Origin of the sequence: Nocardioides marmorisolisilvae, assembly GCF_031656915.1 — a bacterium.
GTDB lineage: Bacteria > Actinomycetota > Actinomycetes > Propionibacteriales > Nocardioidaceae > Marmoricola > Marmoricola terrisoli.
Genome location: NZ_CP134227.1, coordinates 3,857,246 through 3,875,719, shown reverse-complemented (window position 1 = coordinate 3,875,719; position 18,474 = coordinate 3,857,246). Strand labels below are relative to the sequence as shown.

The 18,474-nt window shown below is 71.0% G+C and carries 18 protein-coding genes and 1 tRNA gene; 1 reads left to right on the top strand and 18 read right to left on the bottom strand.

Going from position 1 to position 18,474, the window contains the following annotated elements:
* Positions 1–4: 4 nt before the first annotated feature.
* The 18 genes from Q9R13_RS18565 to Q9R13_RS18480 all read right to left on the bottom strand — a co-directional run bounded on the left by Q9R13_RS18565 (position 5) and on the right by Q9R13_RS18480 (position 18,261).
* On the bottom strand, positions 5–1,462 hold the full coding sequence (locus tag Q9R13_RS18565) for a glycosyltransferase family 2 protein (RefSeq protein ID WP_310962653.1): 1,458 nt from the start codon (positions 1,460–1,462) through the stop codon (positions 5–7).
* Positions 1,459–2,529 carry a HEAT repeat domain-containing protein gene (locus Q9R13_RS18560; protein ID WP_310962652.1) on the bottom strand — a complete coding sequence of 357 codons (1,071 nt, stop codon included), beginning with the start codon at positions 2,527–2,529 and terminating at the stop codon, positions 1,459–1,461. The genes Q9R13_RS18565 and Q9R13_RS18560 overlap by 4 nt, the downstream gene beginning before the upstream one ends.
* Before the next feature lie 2 nt (positions 2,530–2,531).
* Complete coding sequence (locus Q9R13_RS18555; RefSeq protein ID WP_310962650.1) at positions 2,532–2,903, bottom strand: response regulator transcription factor; 372 nt, start codon at positions 2,901–2,903, stop codon at positions 2,532–2,534.
* Between the two features lie 47 nt (positions 2,904–2,950).
* Positions 2,951–4,813: a transcription termination factor Rho gene (rho, locus tag Q9R13_RS18550; protein WP_310965121.1), complete on the bottom strand. Its 1,863-nt coding sequence runs from the start codon at positions 4,811–4,813 to the stop codon at positions 2,951–2,953.
* Positions 4,814–5,311: 498 nt separating this feature from the next.
* Entirely contained in the window at positions 5,312–6,697 is a 1,386-nt protein-coding gene (locus Q9R13_RS18545) for an HNH endonuclease signature motif containing protein (RefSeq protein WP_310962648.1), read from the bottom strand.
* A gap of 168 nt (positions 6,698–6,865) precedes the next feature.
* Complete coding sequence (gene thrB, locus Q9R13_RS18540; protein ID WP_310962647.1) at positions 6,866–7,774, bottom strand: homoserine kinase; 909 nt, start codon at positions 7,772–7,774, stop codon at positions 6,866–6,868.
* Between the two features lie 10 nt (positions 7,775–7,784).
* Complete coding sequence (thrC, locus tag Q9R13_RS18535; protein WP_310962646.1) at positions 7,785–8,867, bottom strand: threonine synthase; 1,083 nt, start codon at positions 8,865–8,867, stop codon at positions 7,785–7,787.
* A complete protein-coding gene (locus tag Q9R13_RS18530; protein ID WP_397218550.1) occupies positions 8,864–10,198 on the bottom strand; it encodes a homoserine dehydrogenase in 1,335 nt (444 codons plus the stop codon). Before Q9R13_RS18530 ends, thrC begins: the two co-directional genes overlap by 4 nt.
* On the bottom strand, positions 10,195–11,649 hold the full coding sequence (lysA, locus tag Q9R13_RS18525) for a diaminopimelate decarboxylase (protein WP_310962644.1): 1,455 nt from the start codon (positions 11,647–11,649) through the stop codon (positions 10,195–10,197). Before lysA ends, Q9R13_RS18530 begins: the two co-directional genes overlap by 4 nt.
* Positions 11,650–11,659: 10 nt before the next feature.
* The gene (argS, locus tag Q9R13_RS18520) at positions 11,660–13,315 is read right to left on the bottom strand and encodes an arginine--tRNA ligase (protein ID WP_310962643.1); all 1,656 of its coding nucleotides are present in this window, start codon (positions 13,313–13,315) and stop codon (positions 11,660–11,662) included.
* Positions 13,316–13,380: 65 nt separating this feature from the next.
* Positions 13,381–15,195, bottom strand: a complete 1,815-nt coding sequence (locus Q9R13_RS18515; protein WP_310962642.1) for a complex I subunit 5 family protein — start codon at positions 15,193–15,195, stop codon at positions 13,381–13,383.
* 6 nt (positions 15,196–15,201) lie between these two features.
* On the bottom strand, positions 15,202–15,549 hold the full coding sequence (locus Q9R13_RS18510; protein ID WP_310962641.1) for a sodium:proton antiporter: 348 nt from the start codon (positions 15,547–15,549) through the stop codon (positions 15,202–15,204).
* The gene (locus Q9R13_RS18505; protein ID WP_310962640.1) at positions 15,546–16,295 is read right to left on the bottom strand and encodes an MnhB domain-containing protein; all 750 of its coding nucleotides are present in this window, start codon (positions 16,293–16,295) and stop codon (positions 15,546–15,548) included. The genes Q9R13_RS18510 and Q9R13_RS18505 overlap by 4 nt, the downstream gene beginning before the upstream one ends.
* Complete coding sequence (locus Q9R13_RS18500) at positions 16,292–16,579, bottom strand: Na(+)/H(+) antiporter subunit B (protein WP_310962639.1); 288 nt, start codon at positions 16,577–16,579, stop codon at positions 16,292–16,294. Before Q9R13_RS18500 ends, Q9R13_RS18505 begins: the two co-directional genes overlap by 4 nt.
* Positions 16,576–16,875, bottom strand: coding sequence for a monovalent cation/H(+) antiporter subunit G (locus Q9R13_RS18495; RefSeq protein WP_310962638.1), 300 nt, complete (start codon positions 16,873–16,875; stop codon positions 16,576–16,578). Before Q9R13_RS18495 ends, Q9R13_RS18500 begins: the two co-directional genes overlap by 4 nt.
* A gap of 13 nt (positions 16,876–16,888) precedes the next feature.
* Entirely contained in the window at positions 16,889–17,143 is a 255-nt protein-coding gene (locus Q9R13_RS18490) for an MrpF/PhaF family protein (protein WP_310962637.1), read from the bottom strand.
* On the bottom strand, positions 17,140–17,628 hold the full coding sequence (locus Q9R13_RS18485) for a Na+/H+ antiporter subunit E (protein ID WP_310962636.1): 489 nt from the start codon (positions 17,626–17,628) through the stop codon (positions 17,140–17,142). Before Q9R13_RS18485 ends, Q9R13_RS18490 begins: the two co-directional genes overlap by 4 nt.
* Before the next feature lie 42 nt (positions 17,629–17,670).
* On the bottom strand, positions 17,671–18,261 hold the full coding sequence (locus tag Q9R13_RS18480; RefSeq protein ID WP_310962635.1) for a hypothetical protein: 591 nt from the start codon (positions 18,259–18,261) through the stop codon (positions 17,671–17,673).
* 128 nt (positions 18,262–18,389) lie between these two features.
* On the opposite strand from Q9R13_RS18480, the gene Q9R13_RS18475 reads away from it, so the two are divergent.
* A tRNA-Arg gene (locus Q9R13_RS18475) sits at positions 18,390–18,464 on the top strand.
* Positions 18,465–18,474 lie beyond the last annotated feature (10 nt).

Sequence of the window (18,474 nt, the reverse complement as noted above, 5' to 3'; positions counted from 1 at the left end):
AAGGTCATGAGCCGAACCCCCGTCGCTTCATCTCTCCCCACTCGTGCCGGGTGTTACGCAGTGCGTCGATGGTGCCCCACATCCGCCACCAGGCGGTCAGCTGACGGTAGCCGACGTTCTCCTCAACGGCCGACCAGCACGCCACGAGCAGATTGCGCAGGCCGGTGTACCGGCGGAAGGAGAGCTCCTCGCCCAGCAGCGCCAGCAGGCTCATCACAATCGCGTAGGCGACCGAGGTCCCCAGCAGCAGGACCACCACGGGCAGGGCGACCAGGTCGTGCTGGAGCACGCCGACGTCCTGGAGCACCAGCAGGGTCATCACCACGACGAAGTAGGCCAGCCCGAAGATCTCCACGAACGGAGCCAGCAGCTCGAAGACGAAGAACCACGGCATGGTGACCAGGCCGATGATGCCGTACCGGCGGTGCGCCATCATGCCGCGGTGCCGGGAGAACACCTCGGTCAGTCCGCGGTGCCAGCGACGCCGCTGCTTCCCCAGCACCCCGGTGGTCTCCGGCACCTCGGTCCAGGCGACCGGCTCGGCGACGAAGACCACCCGCCCGCCGGGCATGTTGTTGCCCATCCAGCGGTGGATCCGGACCACCAGCTCGGCATCCTCGCCGATGCACTCGGTGTCCACGCCGTTGACGGTGTGCAGCACGTCGCGCCGGAACACGCCGAACGCACCGGAGATGATCAGCAGCCCCCCGATCGCCGACCAGCCCGCCCGTCCGATCATGAAGGCGCGGAGGTACTCGACCACCTGGATCCGTGGCAGCCAGCGGCCCGGCATCCGCACGTCCACGACGCGTCCGTTGGAGACGGTGCTGCCGTTCGCGACCCGGACCACACCCCCGGAGGCGACCACGTGCTCGGGGTCGTCCGCGAACGGCCGGGCCACGTGGAGGAGGGCGTCCGGGTCCAGCAGGGAGTCGGCGTCGACCATGCACACCAGCTCCTTGCGGGCGGCGTTGATGCCGACGTTGAGCGCATCGGCCTTGCCCCCGTTGGTCTTGCAGACCAGGGTCAGGTTCATCGCTCCGCGCGGGCTGACGAGGCAGCGCTCGACGTCGCCGACGGTCTCCACGGCCTTGGTCACCGCGATCGGCACCTCCACCATCGCGAACGCCGCAACCATCCGCGCCACGGTGTCGTCCTTGGAGCCGTCGTCGACGACGATGACCTCGAAGTCGGGATAGCGCAGCGACATCATCGCCTGCACCGAGGCCACGATGGTGGCGCTCTCGTTGTAGGCCGGCATCAGCACGGACACCCCGCGGGCCAGGGGCTCGCCGAAGCTCTCGTCGTACGCCGCGAAGTCCAGCCGACGGTGATAGGCGTGGTAGGACCACACTGCCAGCCCGGTCAGGATGGCGAAGCTGGTATTGATCAACACGGAGTAGGCGATGAAGAACCACCCCATCGCCTGCACCACCGCGGTGAACGCGTCGACCCAGCTCATCGCGAGGCCTTCAGGTCGGCGAGCGCGACGGCCTCGACGGCGTACGACGAGAGGCTGCCCCGAAGCACCTCCACCCCGGCCGGGCCGAGGGCGCGCAACGCGTCGGCTGCCTGACGGGAGACACCGGGATCGTCCTCCTCGACGACCTCCAGGAGCCGGGCCACCGCCGCGTCCGAGCCGAGCAGCCCGAGGGCCTGCGCGGCGGCCACCCGGATCGGTGGGCGCGGGTCGTCGAGCGTAGCGGTCAATGAGGGGATCGCGTCCGGCGACCCGATCCGCCCGAGCGCCTCGGCACACGCGAGACCGAAGCCGAGCCGCGGCGAAGAGACGCCACGGGTGAGCACAGATCCCGCCGCCACATCTCCGAGGAGTCCGAGCACGGTCGCAGCGAGGTCCGCGTGCAGGTGCCGGTCCTCGGGATGCTCTAGGCCGCTGGCCACTTCGGCCCGCAGCAACGGACCGGCGCCAGGGCCGATCCGGTGCAGCGCGTAGGTCAGGTCGCGCGAGAGCCGCGGCTCGTCGCCGATCAGCTCGAGGAGGGGTGCCGCGCCGCCGGGATCGCCGAGGTTGCCCAGCGCACGGACCGCCGTACGCCGGACCAGGAAGTGCCGGTCCCCCAGCAGTTCGACGAGACGGGACTGGGACTCCACGTCTCCGAGCACACCGAGCGCGAACGCGCCGCGGCACCGGCGTACCGCGGACACCGAGTGGGACAGCCGCCGGGCCCGCCGCACCGCTCCCCTGATCGCGAGCACCTCGACCAACCGGCCGCGGGAGTCGCCCTTGAGCTTGGGCAGCATCTCGTACACGAGATCCTCGGTGTGGTCCCAGGCGCGCCCGCCGCGGCCGAGCAGATCGGCGCGCGCCGCCTCGGCCTCCTCGGGCTCGCCCATCAGCAGGTCGAAGATGACCTCCCGATCCGCGGCCCGGCGACGGTCGGTGCGCCGGTCGATCGTCATCACGCCCAGCCGCAGGGCGAGGAGCACCACGAAGACGAGTCCGGCGACGCCGGCGAAGACCGACAGTAGGACGGTGGCGACCTGAAGCAGCCCCGGGTCCACCGGCATGGCTACCGGGCGCGGGCGAGAACCGCACCCACACGGGAGGCGAGCTCCCGCGGACTGAACGGCTTGACGATGTAGTCGTCGGCGCCGGCGTCGAACCCCTGCTCGATGTCGGACTCCTGGGCACGGGCCGTGAGCATGATGATGGGCAGGCCGGCGAGTGACTCGTCGTTGCGGATCACGCGCGCTGCGTCGAGACCGCTCATCCCCGGCATCATCACGTCGAGGATCACCAGGTCCGGCCGCTGGGCGGTGCAGGCCTCCACCGCGGCGGAGCCGTCGCCAACGGCGACCACGTCATGGCCGGAGTGGCGCAGCTTGAACGCCACCAGCTCGCGGATGTCGACGTCGTCGTCCGCGATCACAATCCTCGCCATCGTGCCCCTCCTGTCACAGCGTGAGCATAACGACCGATGGACCGCGGTCAGTCCTCCTTGCCCGCGGTCGGCGTGGTCTTCTGCACCTGCATCAGGAACTCGAGGTTGTTCTGGGACTTCTTCAGCCGCTCAAGGAGCAGCTCCAGGGCCTGCTGACCGTCGAGCCCGGAGAGCACCCGCCGGAGCTTCCAGATGATGGAGAGCTCCTCCTTGCTCATCAGGAGCTCCTCGCGCCGCGTACCCGACTGGACGGCGTCGATGGCCGGGAAGATTCGCTTGTCCGCGAAGTCGCGCCGCAGCCGGATCTCCATGTTGCCGGTGCCCTTGAACTCCTCGAAGATCACCTCGTCCATCTTCGAGCCGCTCTCGATCAGCGCCGTCGCCAGGATGGTCAGCGAGCCGCCGTCCTCGATGTTGCGCGCGGCACCGAAGAACCGCTTGGGCGGGTAGAGCGCCGCCGAGTCGACGCCGCCGGAGAGGATCCGGCCGCTCGCCGGGGCGGCGAGGTTGTAGGCACGCCCCAGCCGGGTGATGCCGTCCAGGAGCACGACCACGTCGTGACCGAGCTCGACCAGGCGCTTGGCCCGCTCGATCGCGAGCTCGGAGACCAAGGTGTGGTCGGAGGCCGGGCGGTCGAAGGTGGAGCTGATCACCTCGCCGTTGACCGAGCGCTCGAAGTCGGTGACTTCCTCGGGGCGCTCGTCGACGAGCACGACCATCAGGTGGCACTCGGGGTTGTTGGTGGTGATCGAGTTCGCGATCGACTGCATGATCATCGTCTTCCCGGCCTTGGCCGGGGAGACAATGAGGCCACGCTGGCCCTTGCCGATCGGCGCCGCGATGTCGATGACCCGTCCGATGAGGTTGGTCGCGGTGGTCTCCAGCCGCAGTCGCTCCGAAGGATAGAGCGGGGTCAGCTTGGAGAACTCGACGCGGTCCTTGGCGCTCTCTGGGTCGGCGCCGTTGACGCTGTCGACCTTGACCAGCGGGTTGAACTTCTCCTTGCGCTCACCCTCCCGGGGCTGGCGCACCTGCCCGGTGATCGCGTCGCCGCGACGCAGACCGTACTTGCGCACCGTGGACATCGCGACATACACGTCCTCGGACCCGGGGAGGTAGCCGCTGGTCCGGACGAACGCGTAGTTGTCCAGCACGTCGAGGATGCCGGCGCACGGAGTCAGCACGTCGTCCTCGAGGATGTTCAGATCCGGGTCGTTGCGACTGCCGCGACTGGGACCGCCGGGTGTGCCCTGGCCCGGGGTCCGGTCGCGTCCACGGCGGCGCCGGTTGCGCCGGCTGCCCTCCTCGTTCGCGGCGCCACCCTGTGCGGCCTGGTTCTGCGGGTTCGACTGGCTCTGCTGGCCCTGCGGGTTCGACTGGCCCTGCTGGCTCGACTGGCTCTGCTGGCCGCGGTCGTCCCGGCGCTGGTTGCCCTGGGTGTCCCGACCCTGGTTGTCCTTGGGCCGGTTGTCCTTGGCCTGGCTCTCCTTGGCTTGGTCGCCGCCCTGGTTGTCGCGGCGCTGCCGGCTGCCCTGACCCTCGCCGGTGTCCCGACGGTCGTCGGCCCGGTCGCCCGCGCGGTCCTCGGGCCGGTCCTCGCGAGCGCTGTCGTCACGGTCCGGCCGGCGACGCTGTCGCGGCTGCTCCGCGGGCTTGTCCTGCGCCTCGCTCTGCGGCCGCTCCTGCGCCGCTCCCTGAGCCCGGGCCCGGTCCGGTGCACGGTCTCGCTCCGGGGCCCGCTCGTTGCGTCGGGCCAGCGGCTCGCGGTCATCCGCCTGGTTCCCAGGCTGGTTGCCCGACGGGTTCCCCGATTGGGCAGCGCGGATCGCCGCCACCAGCTCTGCCTTCTTCATCCCGTTGGGCTTGATGCCCAGACCACCGGCGAGCTGGCGCAGCTCGGGCATCAGCATGGTGCTGAGGCCGCCGCCCTTGCGCCGGGCAGCCGAGGCCGCACCGGCGGTCGTCGCGCCCGTCTGGCCGGAGTCGCCGGGGGTGTCCATGGTTTCGGTCACGTGAGGCCCTTCCCACGTCAGTGAGCCTGGGGCGGACTCGAAGAGTCGCCCGGCTTGTCGATTCACCCCGGCCCGCCACGGATGAGCCGCACCGGCAGTCCATCGCAGTGAGGACGGGGAGGAGATGGGCGCCTGCGAGTTGCGTCGATGTCGATCCGCGATCCGCGGCGCTGCAGCAGAGACTAACACCGACCGACGCCGTAGTTGTGGGGGGCGCCAGAAGTCGCCGACGTCACCGGTCTGCGCTGACGTGGTTTCGCATCCAGCTCAGTTCGACGTACGGGCCCGCGGACGGACGCGTCGCCGCGCCGGGTCGAGCCGCGCCAGATGATCGAGCCGTCCCCATGTTGGCCAACCAGGCGCGCAAGCCCAGCCGCCACGGTGCGCTTGTCGTACTCAGTTGAGGTTGATGGTGTTGCCGGCGCAGGTGAGGTGGCGCAGCCCGTGTGGGGTCTGCCAGAGGAACACGCCGGGGAGTAGCTGCTGGTAGGTCCAGCTGGTCAGTGTCTTGGCTCGGTGGTGGTGTCGGCATAGCGCGGCGAGGTTCTTCGATCTGGTCTGCCCGGGTGGGCCGTGGTCGTCCCAGGCCTCGATGTGGTCCAGGTCGAGTCGTCGGGCCGGGCGGCTGCAGTGGGGTGCGGCGCAGGTGCGGTCGCGCAGGATGATCTGTTCGCGGTGCAGGCCGGTGGCGAACCGGCTGGTGCTGGTCAGGTCGGCGTTCAGATCGATCACCGGGCGGATCGTGATGTGGACATCGCCGGGGATCGTCAGCCAGTCCCGCAGCGTGTCCAGGGTGATCACCGGATCGCGGTGACCCTCCAGCCTGACCACCGCGCCCGCGAAGGTGCCGTCGGTCGAGGTCGGGGTGCCGTGGATCGCGTCGGCGGACAGGTGCGCGTACAGGATCAGATCCCGGCGACCGCGCCCCTGGGCGGCCCGGACATCGGGCCGAGCCTCGGCGGGCTGGTCCACCGTGTCGGCGCCAGTGCCGGCGCCAGTGCCGGCGCCGGTGCCGGTTCCCGTGTCCAGGTCCAGGGCGAGCTGGCGGCGGGCCAGCTCCCCGGCTGCCAGCGCCCGGCGCTGGTCCAACGGCAGGTCGCTGCCCAGGTCCATCAGGCGTGCGGCGAGCTCGGCGATCGCGGCGTCCAGGTCCAGGGCGTCGGCCAGGTCCAGCTCGGCCTCGACCCGGCTGGTCCCGGCGAAGGAGACCTGCTCATGATCGATGTCGAACCGGCGACCGTCCGCCGCCAGCCGCCGCTGCTCGGCGGCCAGGTCGGGCATGAACCGGCCCACCGCCTCGGCGACCAGCCGGTCCACCGCAGTGGCGCCCATCCGGGCGGCGAAGCCTGCGACCTGAGCATCGACGAACCCCGCGGCCTCGATCGAGAGGGCCTGGGTCTGCTCGGCGATCCGGCGTGCCCGCCACGCCGCCACCTCCCCGCCCTGCACCCGCGCCCACAACCGCGGGAGCCGGAACGCCAGCTCCACCACATCGGAGACCAGCGACCGGGCCGCGGTCAACGACAACCCCAACCCGGCCGCGAGCTCGGTGATGGTGAACTCACCGACCCACGGACACCCGACGCCCCCGAGCCGGACCGGGGCCTCACCCCAGGTCGCGGCCAGGTCCGGGTCATCGGTCACCTGCAGCTCACACCAAGCCAGCACATCGACCAGGACTGCGGCCTCGGCGGCATCCGCAGCCCGACGATGTTCGCGCGCCGAGGCCAACACCGCACCCGCGACCGAGCCGTCGCTGCGAACGCTGCTCACCGAGACCATGAGACGACTCTAGACGCGACCACGGACAGTATCGATCGAGCCGAATCCCCTTACCCACAAGGCGAATCCTGGTTCGCGACGCCTCGACGCGTGCCTGTCGGATGACGTCCCCAGGAGCCCGGGCCGGCGCCATCACAGCGAGCGGGTCTGCGCCGCCCGGAGCACAGATCAGAACGCCCGCGCCCCTGGGACGCCGACGGCCAGCGGCAGCGAGCGCCACTGCGGTGGGCACCAGCGCGCGAGCTCGTCGGCCGCCGGCGCACCGGCGTGCAGGGCCAGCACCGTCGGGCCCGCGCCCGAGACGAACGCGGCCATCCCTGCCGCGCGCAGGCGCTCGACCAGGTCGAGCGACTCGGGCATCGCGGGGCGACGGTACTGCTGGTGCACGAAGTCCTCGGTCGCGATCAGGAGGTGCTCGGGACTGCCGGTCAGCGCAGCCACCAGCAACGCCGCGCGCCCGGTGTTGGCGCAGGCGTCGTGGTGCGGCACCGCATCCGGCAGCAGCCCGCGGGCCACCTCGGTGTGCACGCCGTACGGCGGGACGAACGCCGTGGCCGAGATCGTCGGCTCCACGGCCAGCCGTGCCGCCCAGACCTCGTCGTCCCCATCGCGCCGGTCCTGGCCGCAGACGACGAACCCGCCGAGCAGCGCGGGCGCGACGTTGTCGGGATGGCCCTCGAGCTCGTTGGCCAGAGCCAGTGCCGCGGCGTCGTCCAGGTTGTCGGTGCCGCGCTCGACCAGGGCGCGGGCGAGCATGATGCCACCGACGATCGCGGCCGACGAGGAGCCGAGACCGCGGCTCTGCGGGATCCTGTTCACGCAGCGCAGCTGCACCCCCGTGGGTCGGAACCCCATCCGGTCCCACGCCGCGTGCATGGCGCGCACGACCAGGTGCTGCTCGTCGCGGGGCAGCTCGTCGGCGCCCTCGCCGTCGATCGCCACGTCCAGGTCACCGGAGCTCGTCGCGGTCAGGGTGTCGCGCAGGTCGAGCGCAAGACCGAGGCAGTCGAAGCCCGGGCCGAGATTGGCACTGGTCGCGGGCACCTCGACGGTGACCGGACGATCGAGGAACCTCATCAGCACCCCATCAGCGCAGGCCCGCGGCGGCCGCGGCCGCATCGACCTCGGCGTCGCAGACGGTGTCGACCAGATCGGTGAAGGTGGACAGCGCGGTGTCGATGTCCTTCAGCCCGTGACCGGTGACGGTGACCACGATCCGCTGGCCGGCGTACCGAATCCCCTCCGTCGCCTCGAGCAGCAGACCGGCGACCCCGGCCGCGGAGGCCGGCTCGACGAAGACGCCCTCCCGGCGCGCGAGCTCACGCTGAGCGGACAGGATCTCCTCATCGGTGACCGAACGGAACTTGCCGCCCGACCGGTCCGCGGCAGCCATTGCCAGGTCCCACGAGGCCGGGTTGCCGATCCGGATCGCCGAGGCGACGGTCTCGGGATCCGGCACGGGCGCGCCGGAGACCAGCGGTGCGGCGCCGGCTGCCTGCCAGCCCCGCATCACCGGGAGCCGGGTGCTGTTGCCGGCGGCGTGGTCCTCGGTGTAGCCAAGCCAGTACGCCGAGATGTTGCCCGCGTTACCGGTCGGCAGCACGTGCACGTCGGGCGCGTCGCCGAGGAACTCCACGATCTCGAAGGCAGCGGTCTTCTGCCCCTGCAGCCGCATCGGGTTCACCGAGTTGACCAACGCCACCGGGTACTGCTCGGCCAGGCCGCGGGACAGCCGGAGGCAGTCGTCGAAGTTGCCGCGCACCATGATCACCTGGGCGCCGTGCAGGATCGCCTGGGCGAGCTTGCCGGCGGCGATCTTGCCCTGCGGCACCAGCACCAGCGGCTTGATCCGGGCGCGTGCGGCGTACGCAGCCATCGAGGCGGACGTGTTGCCCGTGGAGGCACAGACCACCGCCTGGGCGCCCTGACCGACGGCCACCGACAGCGCCACCGTCATCCCGCGGTCCTTGAACGAGCCCGTGGGGTTGTCGCCCTCGACCTTGAGCCACACCTCGGCACCGGTCACCTCGGAGAGCCACTGCGAGGGCACCATCGGGGTGCCGCCCTCACGAAGGGTGAACACCGGTGTGCCGTCAGGGATGTCGAGCCGCTCGGCGTACTCCTCCAAGACGCCGCGCCACTGCCTGCTGGTGGGAGCGGTGTCACTCATCCGTCGACTCCTTCCACCCGCATCACCGACGACACGTCGCGGACGTTGGGCATGCTGCGCAGGCTCTCGACCGTCGCGGCGAGGTCCGCGTCGCTGGCGGTGTGCGAGACGACCACCAGCTGGGCGTCGTCGCCGCGGCCCTCCTGGCGGACGGTCTGGATGGAGACGTTCCGCTCGGCGAACGCGTGCGCGACCGAGGCGAGCACGCCCGGCTTGTCGTCCACGTCGACCTGCACGTGGTAGCGGGTCTGGGTGGCCCCCATTGGCAGCACCGGCAGGCCGGCGTACGCCGACTCCCCCGCGCCGCTGACCTCGGCGAGCCGGTTGCGGGCCACCGTCACCAGGTCGCCGAGCACCGCGCTCGCGGTCGGGGCGCCGCCGGCACCGGGGCCGTAGAACATCAGCTGGCCGGCGGCCCGGCTCTCGACGAACACGGCGTTGTACGCCTCCCGGACGCTGGCCAGCGGATGCGACCTGGGGATCATCGCGGGGTGCACACGCGCCGAGACAGCTGGCCCGTCGGGACCGTGCTCCAAGGCGCAGATCGCCAGCAGCTTCACCACGCAGCCCATCTCGCGAGCCGAGGCGACGTCGGCGGCGGACACCTCGGCGATTCCCTCCCGGTGCACATCCGCGGCCGTCACCCGGGTGTGGAAGGCGAGGCTGGCGAGGATCGCCGCCTTGGCCGCGGCGTCGAAGCCCTCGACGTCGGCCGTCGGGTCGGCCTCGGCGTAGCCGAGCTGCTGGGCCTCCTCGAGTGCCTCGGTGAAGCCGGTGCCGGAGGTGTCCATCCGGTCGAGGATGAAGTTCGTGGTGCCGTTGACGATGCCGATCACCCGGGTCACCTGATCGCCGGCCAGCGACTCGCGGAGCGGCCGCAGGATCGGGATCGCGCCCGCGACGGCGGCCTCGTAGTAAAGGTCCCGCCCGGCCGCCTCCGCCGCCGCGAACAGCGTGGCGCCGTCCTCGGCGAGCAGGGCCTTGTTCGCGCTCACCACGCTGGCGCCGTGCCGGAGCGCGGACAGAATCAGGCTCCGGGCCGGCTCGATGCCGCCCACGACCTCGACCACCACGTCCACGTCGTCGCGGCTGACCAGCGCCTCGGCGTCGGTGGTGAAGAGTTCCGCAGGCAGGTCGACGTCACGCTTGAGGCCCAGCCGGCGTACGGCGACGCCGACCAGCTCGACCGGCGCCCCCACCCGGGCGGCGAGATCGTCGGCCTGCTCGCTGAGCAGGCGGGCCACCTGGCTGCCGACCACACCGCAGCCGAGCAGGGCGACCCGGACCGGTGGTACGGCGGGAACGATCTGCGGGCTGGTCACGGCGCTCATCCTTCCACTCCGGCATCGAGAGCCAGGAGGTCCTCGACGGTCTCACGGCGCACCAGCACCCGGCTCGCCCCGTCGCGGACCGCCACCACGGGCGGGCGGAGGGCGTGGTTGTAGTTGCTCGCCATCGACCGGCAGTAGGCGCCGGTCCCGGGCACAGCGACCAGGTCGCCGGGAGTCAGGTCGCCCGGCAGGAACTCGTCCATCACCACGATGTCACCGGCCTCGCAGTGCATCCCCACGACGCGGGTGAGCAGCGGCGGCGCCGTCGACGCGCGGCTGGCGAGGGTGCAGGAGTAGTCGGCGTCGTAGAGGGCGGTGCGGATGTTGTCGCTCATCCCGCCGTCCACGGACACGTAGGTGCGCACGCTCTGCATGCCCGGAGCACCGTCGAGCTCGACGGCCTTGACCGTGCCCACCCGGTAGACGGTGCACGCCGAGGGCCCGACGATCGCCCGTCCGGGCTCGATGCTGAGCCGCGGGACCGCGAGCCGGCGCGCGGCGCACTCCTCGGTGATGATCCTGGTCAGCTCCGCCGCGAGCATCGCCGGCTCGGCGGGATCGTCCTGAGTCGTGTAGGCGATGCCGAAGCCGCCGCCGAGGTCCAGCTCGGGTAGCTCGGCGCCGAGCTCGTCACGGATCCTGGCATGCAGGGCGAGGACCCGGCGGGCTGCGACCTCGAAGCCTGCGGAGTCGAAGATCTGCGACCCGATGTGGGAGTGCAGACCCCGCAGCTCCAGCCCCGGGGTCTCGTGGAGCTGCCGGACGGCCTCGAATGCCGAGCCGTCGCTGATCGAGAAGCCGAACTTCTGGTCCTCGTGCGCGGTGGCGATGTACTCGTGGGTGTGCGCCTCGACGCCGGCGGTCACCCGTACGAGAACCCGCACCGGCGGCCGAGCCGTCGACCCCTGAGCCGCCGATCCCTGAGCCTGTCGAAGGGCCTCGGTGATCTCGGTCAACCGCTGCACCTCGTGGAACGAGTCGACGATGATCCGGCCGACGCCCAGCTCGACGGCGCGCTCGAGCTCGGCGTACGACTTGTTGTTGCCGTGGAAGCCGACCCTGTCCATGGGGAAGCCGGCACGTTCGGCGACGGCGAGCTCACCCCTGGAGCAGACGTCGAGGCTGAGCCCCTCCTCGGCGATCCAGCGCGCGACCGTCGTACAGAGGAACGCCTTGCCGGCGTAGTAGACGGTGTAGTCCTCGAAGGCCTCGCGGAAGGCCCGGGCCCGCGCACGGAAGTCGGCCTCGTCCAGGACGTACGCCGGGGAGCCGTGCTCGGCGACCAGGTCGGTCAGCGGGACGCCGCCCACCTCGAGGACGCCGTCGGACTTGCGTGCCGTCGACGACCAGAGCTGCGGCACGAGCGCGTTCGCGTCCTCGGGCTCGCGCAGCCACGCCGGTCCGCGCACGGAGACGGCAGCATGCGCCCAACCGGCCTCGTGTGCCCTCATGGGTGGGTCCTCACATCCGTTCCGGTGCGGAGACACCGAGCAGGTCCAGCCCGTTGGCCAGCACCACCCGGGTCGCGGCGACCAGCAGCAACCGGGCGCGGTGCAGGTCGCCCGGCTCCTCGTCACCCATCGGCAGCACACGACAGTTGTCGTAGAACCGGTGGTAGGCCGCGGCAGTGTCCTCCAGGTAGCGCGCCACCCGGTGCGGTTCGCGCAGCTGGGCCGCCGCGGCGACGACGCCGGGGAAGTCCGCGAGCGCGCGCAGCAGCTGACCCTCCCACTCGCTCGCGAGCAAGGCGGTGTCGCCACCCGGCTCGAGCCCCAGGTCGGCGGCGTTGCGCAGGATCGACGCGACCCGGGCGTGCGCGTACTGCACGTAGAACACGGGGTTGTCGCTGGACTGCTTGGCCCAGAGGACAAGGTCGAGGTCGATCGTGGAGTCCGAGCTGTATCGGGCCAAGGCATAGCGGGCGGCATCCACCCCGATGGCGCCGACCAGGTCGTCGATGGTGACCACGGTGCCGGCCCGCTTGGACATCCGCAGCGGCTGGCCGTCCCGGAGCAGGTTGACCATCTGCCCGATCAGTACCTCGAGGTTGACGTGCGGCCGATCGCCGAACGCCTGGCACATCGCCATCAACCGGGGCACGTAGCCATGGTGGTCGGCGCCGAGCATGATGAAACAGCGGTCGAAGCCCCGTCTGCGCTTGTCCAGGTAGTAGGCGAGGTCACCCGACAGGTAGGCACCCTGGCCGTCGGACTTGATGATGACCCGGTCCTTGTCGTCGCCGTACTTCTCGGTGCGCAGCCACAGCGCACCGTCCTTCTCATAGGTGTTGCCGAGCTCGGTGAGCCGCTCGACCGCCTTGTCGACCGCGCCGCTGGCGTGCAGGTCGTCCTCGTGGAAGTAGACGTCGAAGTCCACCCCGAAGTCGTGCAGGCTCTTCCTGATCTCGGCAAACATCAGGTCCACGCCGCCCGCCCGGAAGACCTCCTGCGCCTCGTCGTCGGGAAGAGCGAGGACGTCGGGATGCTGGGCGACGACCTGGCTCGCGATGTCGTCGATGTACACCCCGCCGTAGCCGTCCTCGGGGGTGGGACGACCGTGTGCGCGAGCGAGCAAGGAGGCGGAGAACCGGTCGATCTGGGCGCCGTGGTCGTTGAAGTAGTACTCCCGGGTGACCTGCGCCCCGGTCTTGGCGAAGATTCGACCGAGCGCGTCACCGACAGCGGCCCAGCGCACCCCGCCGATGTGGATCGGGCCGGTCGGATTCGCGGAGACGAACTCCAGGTTGATCTTCTCGCCGGCGAACGCGTCCGAGCCGCCGTACGACGAGCCGGCGGCGACGACCTCTGCGGCGACCCGGCCCTGGGCTCCGGCCTCGACGGTGATGTTGAGGAAGCCGGGTCCGGCGACCTCGACTCCGGCTATCGCATCGATCGAGCCCAGATGCTCGGCGAGGAGCTCGGCAAACTGTCGTGGGTTGGTGCCGGCCTTCTTGGCGAGCTGGAGGGCGACGTTGGTGGCGTAGTCGCCGTGCTCGCGATTGCGGGGCCGCTCCACCGTGACCGCCGTGGGCACCCCGTCGGGCAGCGTGATCCGGCCGGCCTCCGACAGCGCGGTCAGAGCGGTCACGATCAGTGCGGAGAGCTGCTCGGGAGTCACCGGCCAAGCCTATCGGCGGCCGCCACCGGGTTCCGACCCGTTCCAGCCGCCGGGCCGAGGGGCCCTCACACCAGCGGCAGTCCCACCAGGGCACCGAGGCACGCGATGCCGACGAAGACCCAGGCGACGTAGTCACCGACATGCCCGGTGTGCAGCCTGCGCAGCGCGTTCAGCCCCACGTGCAGCGGCCGCGCTACCCGGCGGAACCTCTCGAGATGGAGGCCCAGGACCGCGATGGCGACCGCCAGCGCGGTGCTGGCGAGACCGAGGGCGACGCCGAGCACGGTCCAGTGTGCGGCAGGCGCGGCGCTGAGCGGGCCCGCCGGGAGGCCGGAGAGCGCCCGGTCGGCATAGCCGGTGCCGTCCAGCAGCCGTTCCGCGGCATGGGCCATCGCTGCCGCCTCTCGCGGCACCACGCCGACCGCCAGTCCGCCGAGGACAAGCACCGCGATCGGGATCATCATCGTCACCGGGATCCGGACGAGGCCACCGGTGCCCGACTCCTCCTCACCGCTGGTCCCCTCCTCATCCTGCAGGGCCTCGGGCCGTGGACCGGCGCCGAGGAAGATCCGCATGCCGGCCCGCAGGACCGCTCCGCCGGTGACCGCGGAGACCAGGACGTAGAGCACCGGTCCCCAGAGGTAGCCCGCGGTGACGGTGGCGTCCTCGGCCAGGGACTTCCCGAGCGCGGTGCCGAAGGGCGGGAGCCCCGCCAGGCCCAGGGCGGCGACGAAGAAGAGCACTGCGGTGCCGCGCAGCTCGCGACCCCGGCCGTGCAGATCGATCTCGTCGACCGTGCCGAACCTGCTCAGCAGCACTCCGGCGACCAGGAACAGCGCGGACTTCACCCCGGCGTGGCCCAGGGCGTAGACCAGCGCGCCCGCGGTGCCGTCGGAGCTCAGCATCGCGAAGGCCACGGTGAACAGCCCCATGTGCGCGATCGTCGAGAACGCCAGCAGCCTCTTGAGGTGGTGCTGCCCCACGCACATCAGTGCGCCGACGACCGCCGTCAGCACACCGAGCACCAGGAAGGCCCGCCGGATGTCGTCGTACGGCAGCGCCGAGCCGTAGACCGTCCAGTACAGCCGGGCCACGCCGTACAGGCCGAGCTCGACCATCACCCCGGAGAAGAGCACGCAGACCGGGGCGGGCGCGACGGCGTGTGCGTCGGCGAGCCAGAAGTGGAACGGCACGATCGCCGCCTTGACCAGGAAGCCCGTGACGATGAGCACGAACGACGCCACGACCAGGCCGTCGGGTGCCTTGTCGCGGAGGGCGTCGGCGAGCTGGGGCAACCCGAGCTGACCGACCCGGGCGTAGAGCAAGGCGACCCCTGCGAGGGAGATATAAGCGCCCAGCGAGTTGACGATCCCGAAGTTCAGGCCACCTTCGACCGCCTCCTCGTCCTCGACCTCGAAGCCCGTCAAGGCGTACGCCGCGGCCCCCATCAGCTCGAAGAAGACCACCATGTCGAAGACGTCGCCGGAGAGCACGAAGCCCTCCATGCCAGCGAGGAAGAACAGCATCAGGGCGTGGAAGTGGCCTCCGGCGGACTCGAAGTAGCGCCATGCGAACAACAGTGCGCAGCTGCCCAGGCCGCCGATCAGTACGGCGAGCCCCGCGCTCGTCGGGTCGGCGACGAACGGGATGCTGACGGCGAGTCCGTGATGCGGGGACCACCCACCCAGCCAGGTGACCGTCCGGCCGGTGCCGGTGCCGACCAGCAGCGCGGCGCCCAGACCGGTGACGGCCAGCGCGGTGCCGGTCGCGATGATGTCCACGGCCCAGCGCGGCAGCACCGACCCGGCGGCCACCAGCAGACAGGAGACGAGGATCGGCACCGCCACGAGGATCGGCATCAAGGCGGCGGTCGTGTTCATCACCGCTCAGCCCCGCAAGGCGGTGAGCTCGTCGGGATCGACCGTGCCCTGCCGCTTGTTGACCTGGATCGCGAGCGCCAGGAGCAGGGCGGTCACGGTCGCAGAGACCACGATGTCGGTCAGGCACATCGCCTGCACGACCGGGTCGGCCACGTTCTTGTTGGGCTTGGTGGTCGAGCCGAAGACGGGAGCACTCGCTCCGGTCTGGAAGCCGACAGCCAGCAGCAACACGTAGGTCCCTGCCTGCGCCACGGACAGCGAGACCACCGCGTGCACCATGTGCCGGGACCGGACGATGCCGTAGCTGCCGACCAGGACCAGGTAGCCGGCGACGAGATAGGCGAAGATGCTCACCGCCGCACCCCCGACGCACTCGGGGTCACCGTCACGTCCTGCTCGAAGAACCCGGCGAGGAGCACCACCATCGAGCCGAACACCTCCAGGCCCACGGCGGCGTTCAGCAACGGGACCGTGCCCGACGACATCAGCTGGCCCAGCTTCCCCAGCGCGATGAAGTTGGCGAGGAACGAGCCGCTGATGGCCATCCCGGCGAGCCCGGTGGCGGCGAACACCGCCGCGCCGAAGGCCTCGCTGACGTCGAAGGCGGTCACCGGCCGCAGCCGTTCCAGCGCCGAATAGTCCCCGGTGATGTAGAGCAGGTGCAGACCGGTGGCGAGCACCACGCCGCCCTGGAACCCGCCACCCGGTGTGAGATGCCCGTGCCATACGACGTCGAGGCCCACCACGAGCGTCACCGGCAGCAGCAGGTAGCCCAGGAGGCGGGTCCCTTGGAGCGTGCGACCGGTGTCCGGCACGTGCCGTTCGGTCTCGTCGTCGCCCGGTCGGAGGAGCACAACCGCGCCGACCACCGAGGCGATCAGGATGGTCTCCTCGCCCAGCGTGTCCATCGCACGCTGGTCGAAGTTGACACTGGAGATCACGTTGGCGGCCTGGCGCGCGGTCGCCGCTGGAACGGCGAGATCACGGTTCGGATGGCTGCTGTGCCCGAACGGCGGGATCGCCACAACCGCAGCCACGAACATCACCGCCACGCCTGCGCCGCCCAGCAGGAAGAGCACCAGCCGCGCCCGCCGGTTCACCGGTCCTCACCCTCGCCGTCCGTGGCGGACTTGCTGCCCAGGTCCGCACGTCGGTCCTTGCGCATGGTGCGGATCGCGAGCAGCACCATCAACGGGACGATCACCGTCCCGACGCCGAGCTCGGAGAGTGCCACGTCCGGCGCCTCGAGGACGACGAAGGCCAGCACCAGGGCGAGCCCGAAGCCGGACAGCGTCACCGCCTGCCGCTCGGGGGCGTCGGTGAACACCACCGCGGTGCCGGCCGCGGCCACGATGGTCAGCACCATCACGATGAGCGCGGTCACTGCGGCGACTCCGGCTGGACCGAGCCGCGTCGCTGGACGATCGTCCTGGTGGTCGCGGCGGCGATCACGGGGCCGGTCAGGGCGAGGACCAGACAGCTGAAGAGGATCGCCGCGTCAGGCAGCGTCCAGCCCCCGTCCAGAGCGAGTCCCAGCCCGACCAGCGGCGCACCCAACGTCGTGGTCGGAGTGAGCAGGTGGAGACGGTCGAGCGCCTCGCGGAAGGCCAGCACCGCGACGGCGCTCACCACGACCACCGCTACCCCGGCGGCGAACAGGACGACGGCAAGGGCGTGCACGAGACCTCCCGTCTCAGGACCGCGGCGCGAGCAGCCGCGTGAAGACCAGCGATCCGGCGAAGGACAACAGCGCCGTGACCAACGGCAGGATCAGGTAGGACGACTGGCCTACGGCGTGCGCGAACGCGAGCAGCGCCAGCGTGGTGGTCACGCCGGCCAGCTCAAGACCGACGAGCCGGTCGACCGGGCTGCCCCGAGCACCTACCCAGAGCGCCACCGGGAACGGCACCCCGACCAGGACCAGGCAACCCCACAGCCACGGCGTCATCGGCGTACCGCCTTCTGCAGCGGGCCGACCGAGCCGAGCGAGTGGACGACCAAGTGGTTCTCTTCAGGGTCCGCATCCGCGACCAGACTGCCCGGTGTGGCCGAAAGCACCAGCGTGGCGAGGGCCTCGTGCCCGGCTGCCGTCCTGCCGCCCGGCTCGTCAAGAGGTACCACCTCCAGCCGACCGGTCACGGGACGGCCCGCCAGCGACGACGCGGCCGCGGCAAGCACCGCACCGAAGTCGGCCACGGCGGACACCATCAGGGGGCCGATCCAACGCAGCCAGCCCGGCCGCAGCCGCCATGACCCGCCGAGTGCCCTGCGGGTCACGCCGGCGACAGCCGCGCACGGCAACGCGCACACGATCGCGAGCACCAGGTCCTGGACGTTCACCGATGACAGGGTGAGCAGCCAGACCCCGGTGGCGACACCCCACCAGCAGACCAGCTCCACGGCCCCCTTCAGGGCATTCGGTGCTCGACCCATGGGGGCGGCGTACCCCAAGGAGCCTGCGACGAACCCGGACCCTCACGAGCCCGTCGGCGGCCGGGTCACCAGGTCCGCTATCCGGTCGCGGACGGCAAGCGGGAGCTGCAGCAGTCTGGCGAGTCCCGGCCAACCGGGCATGTCCGGGTGCGGACGAGTGGGCAGCAGCCCACCACGAGCCATCCGCCGCCCGATCGCGCCAAGATCCGCGGTGGGTTCGCGCTGGTGGCGACCGAGCAGCTCCGTCTCGTAGCCCAGCAGTGCTCGGATCTCGTCGTCCAGCTCGTCGACCACGTCATCGACCTCGGAGTCACGATCACCGAACCAATCCAGTTTGACCAGGAGGTACGCGATCCGTCGACTCCGCCGCCGCAGGTCCTTGCGGATCGGTGGTCCATCGGTCCAGCCCGCCGTCACCGGGCCCCAGAGCCAGCGGTGCCGGGCGGTGTCCTGGGCGACGAAACTGTGCCCGATCAGGTCGAGGAGCTCCCCGCGACGGCGTAACTGCCCGGCCTCGATGCGCTCGGTGACCCGAGGTTGCCGGGCCAGCTGGTCGAGCAGGTCGCGCAGTTGCTCGTGCTGCTCCCGGACCAGGAGGAAGGCGTCCGGGTCGGCTGTCAGGTCGGTTCCCACACGGGCTCGTTCCCGCTCCCGGGGGTGCCATGCCCGACATACCCCCCCGGGCACTGACTCGCCCACCCCGCGATTCGTGCGGAGCCGGCCGCTGGGGTAGCCTCTGCACGCACCAAGGCCACACGTTGGCCCCTGTAGCTCAGGGGATAGAGCACCGCCCTCCGGAGGCGGGAGCGCAGGTTCGAATCCTGCCAGGGGCGCCATGTGATGTCT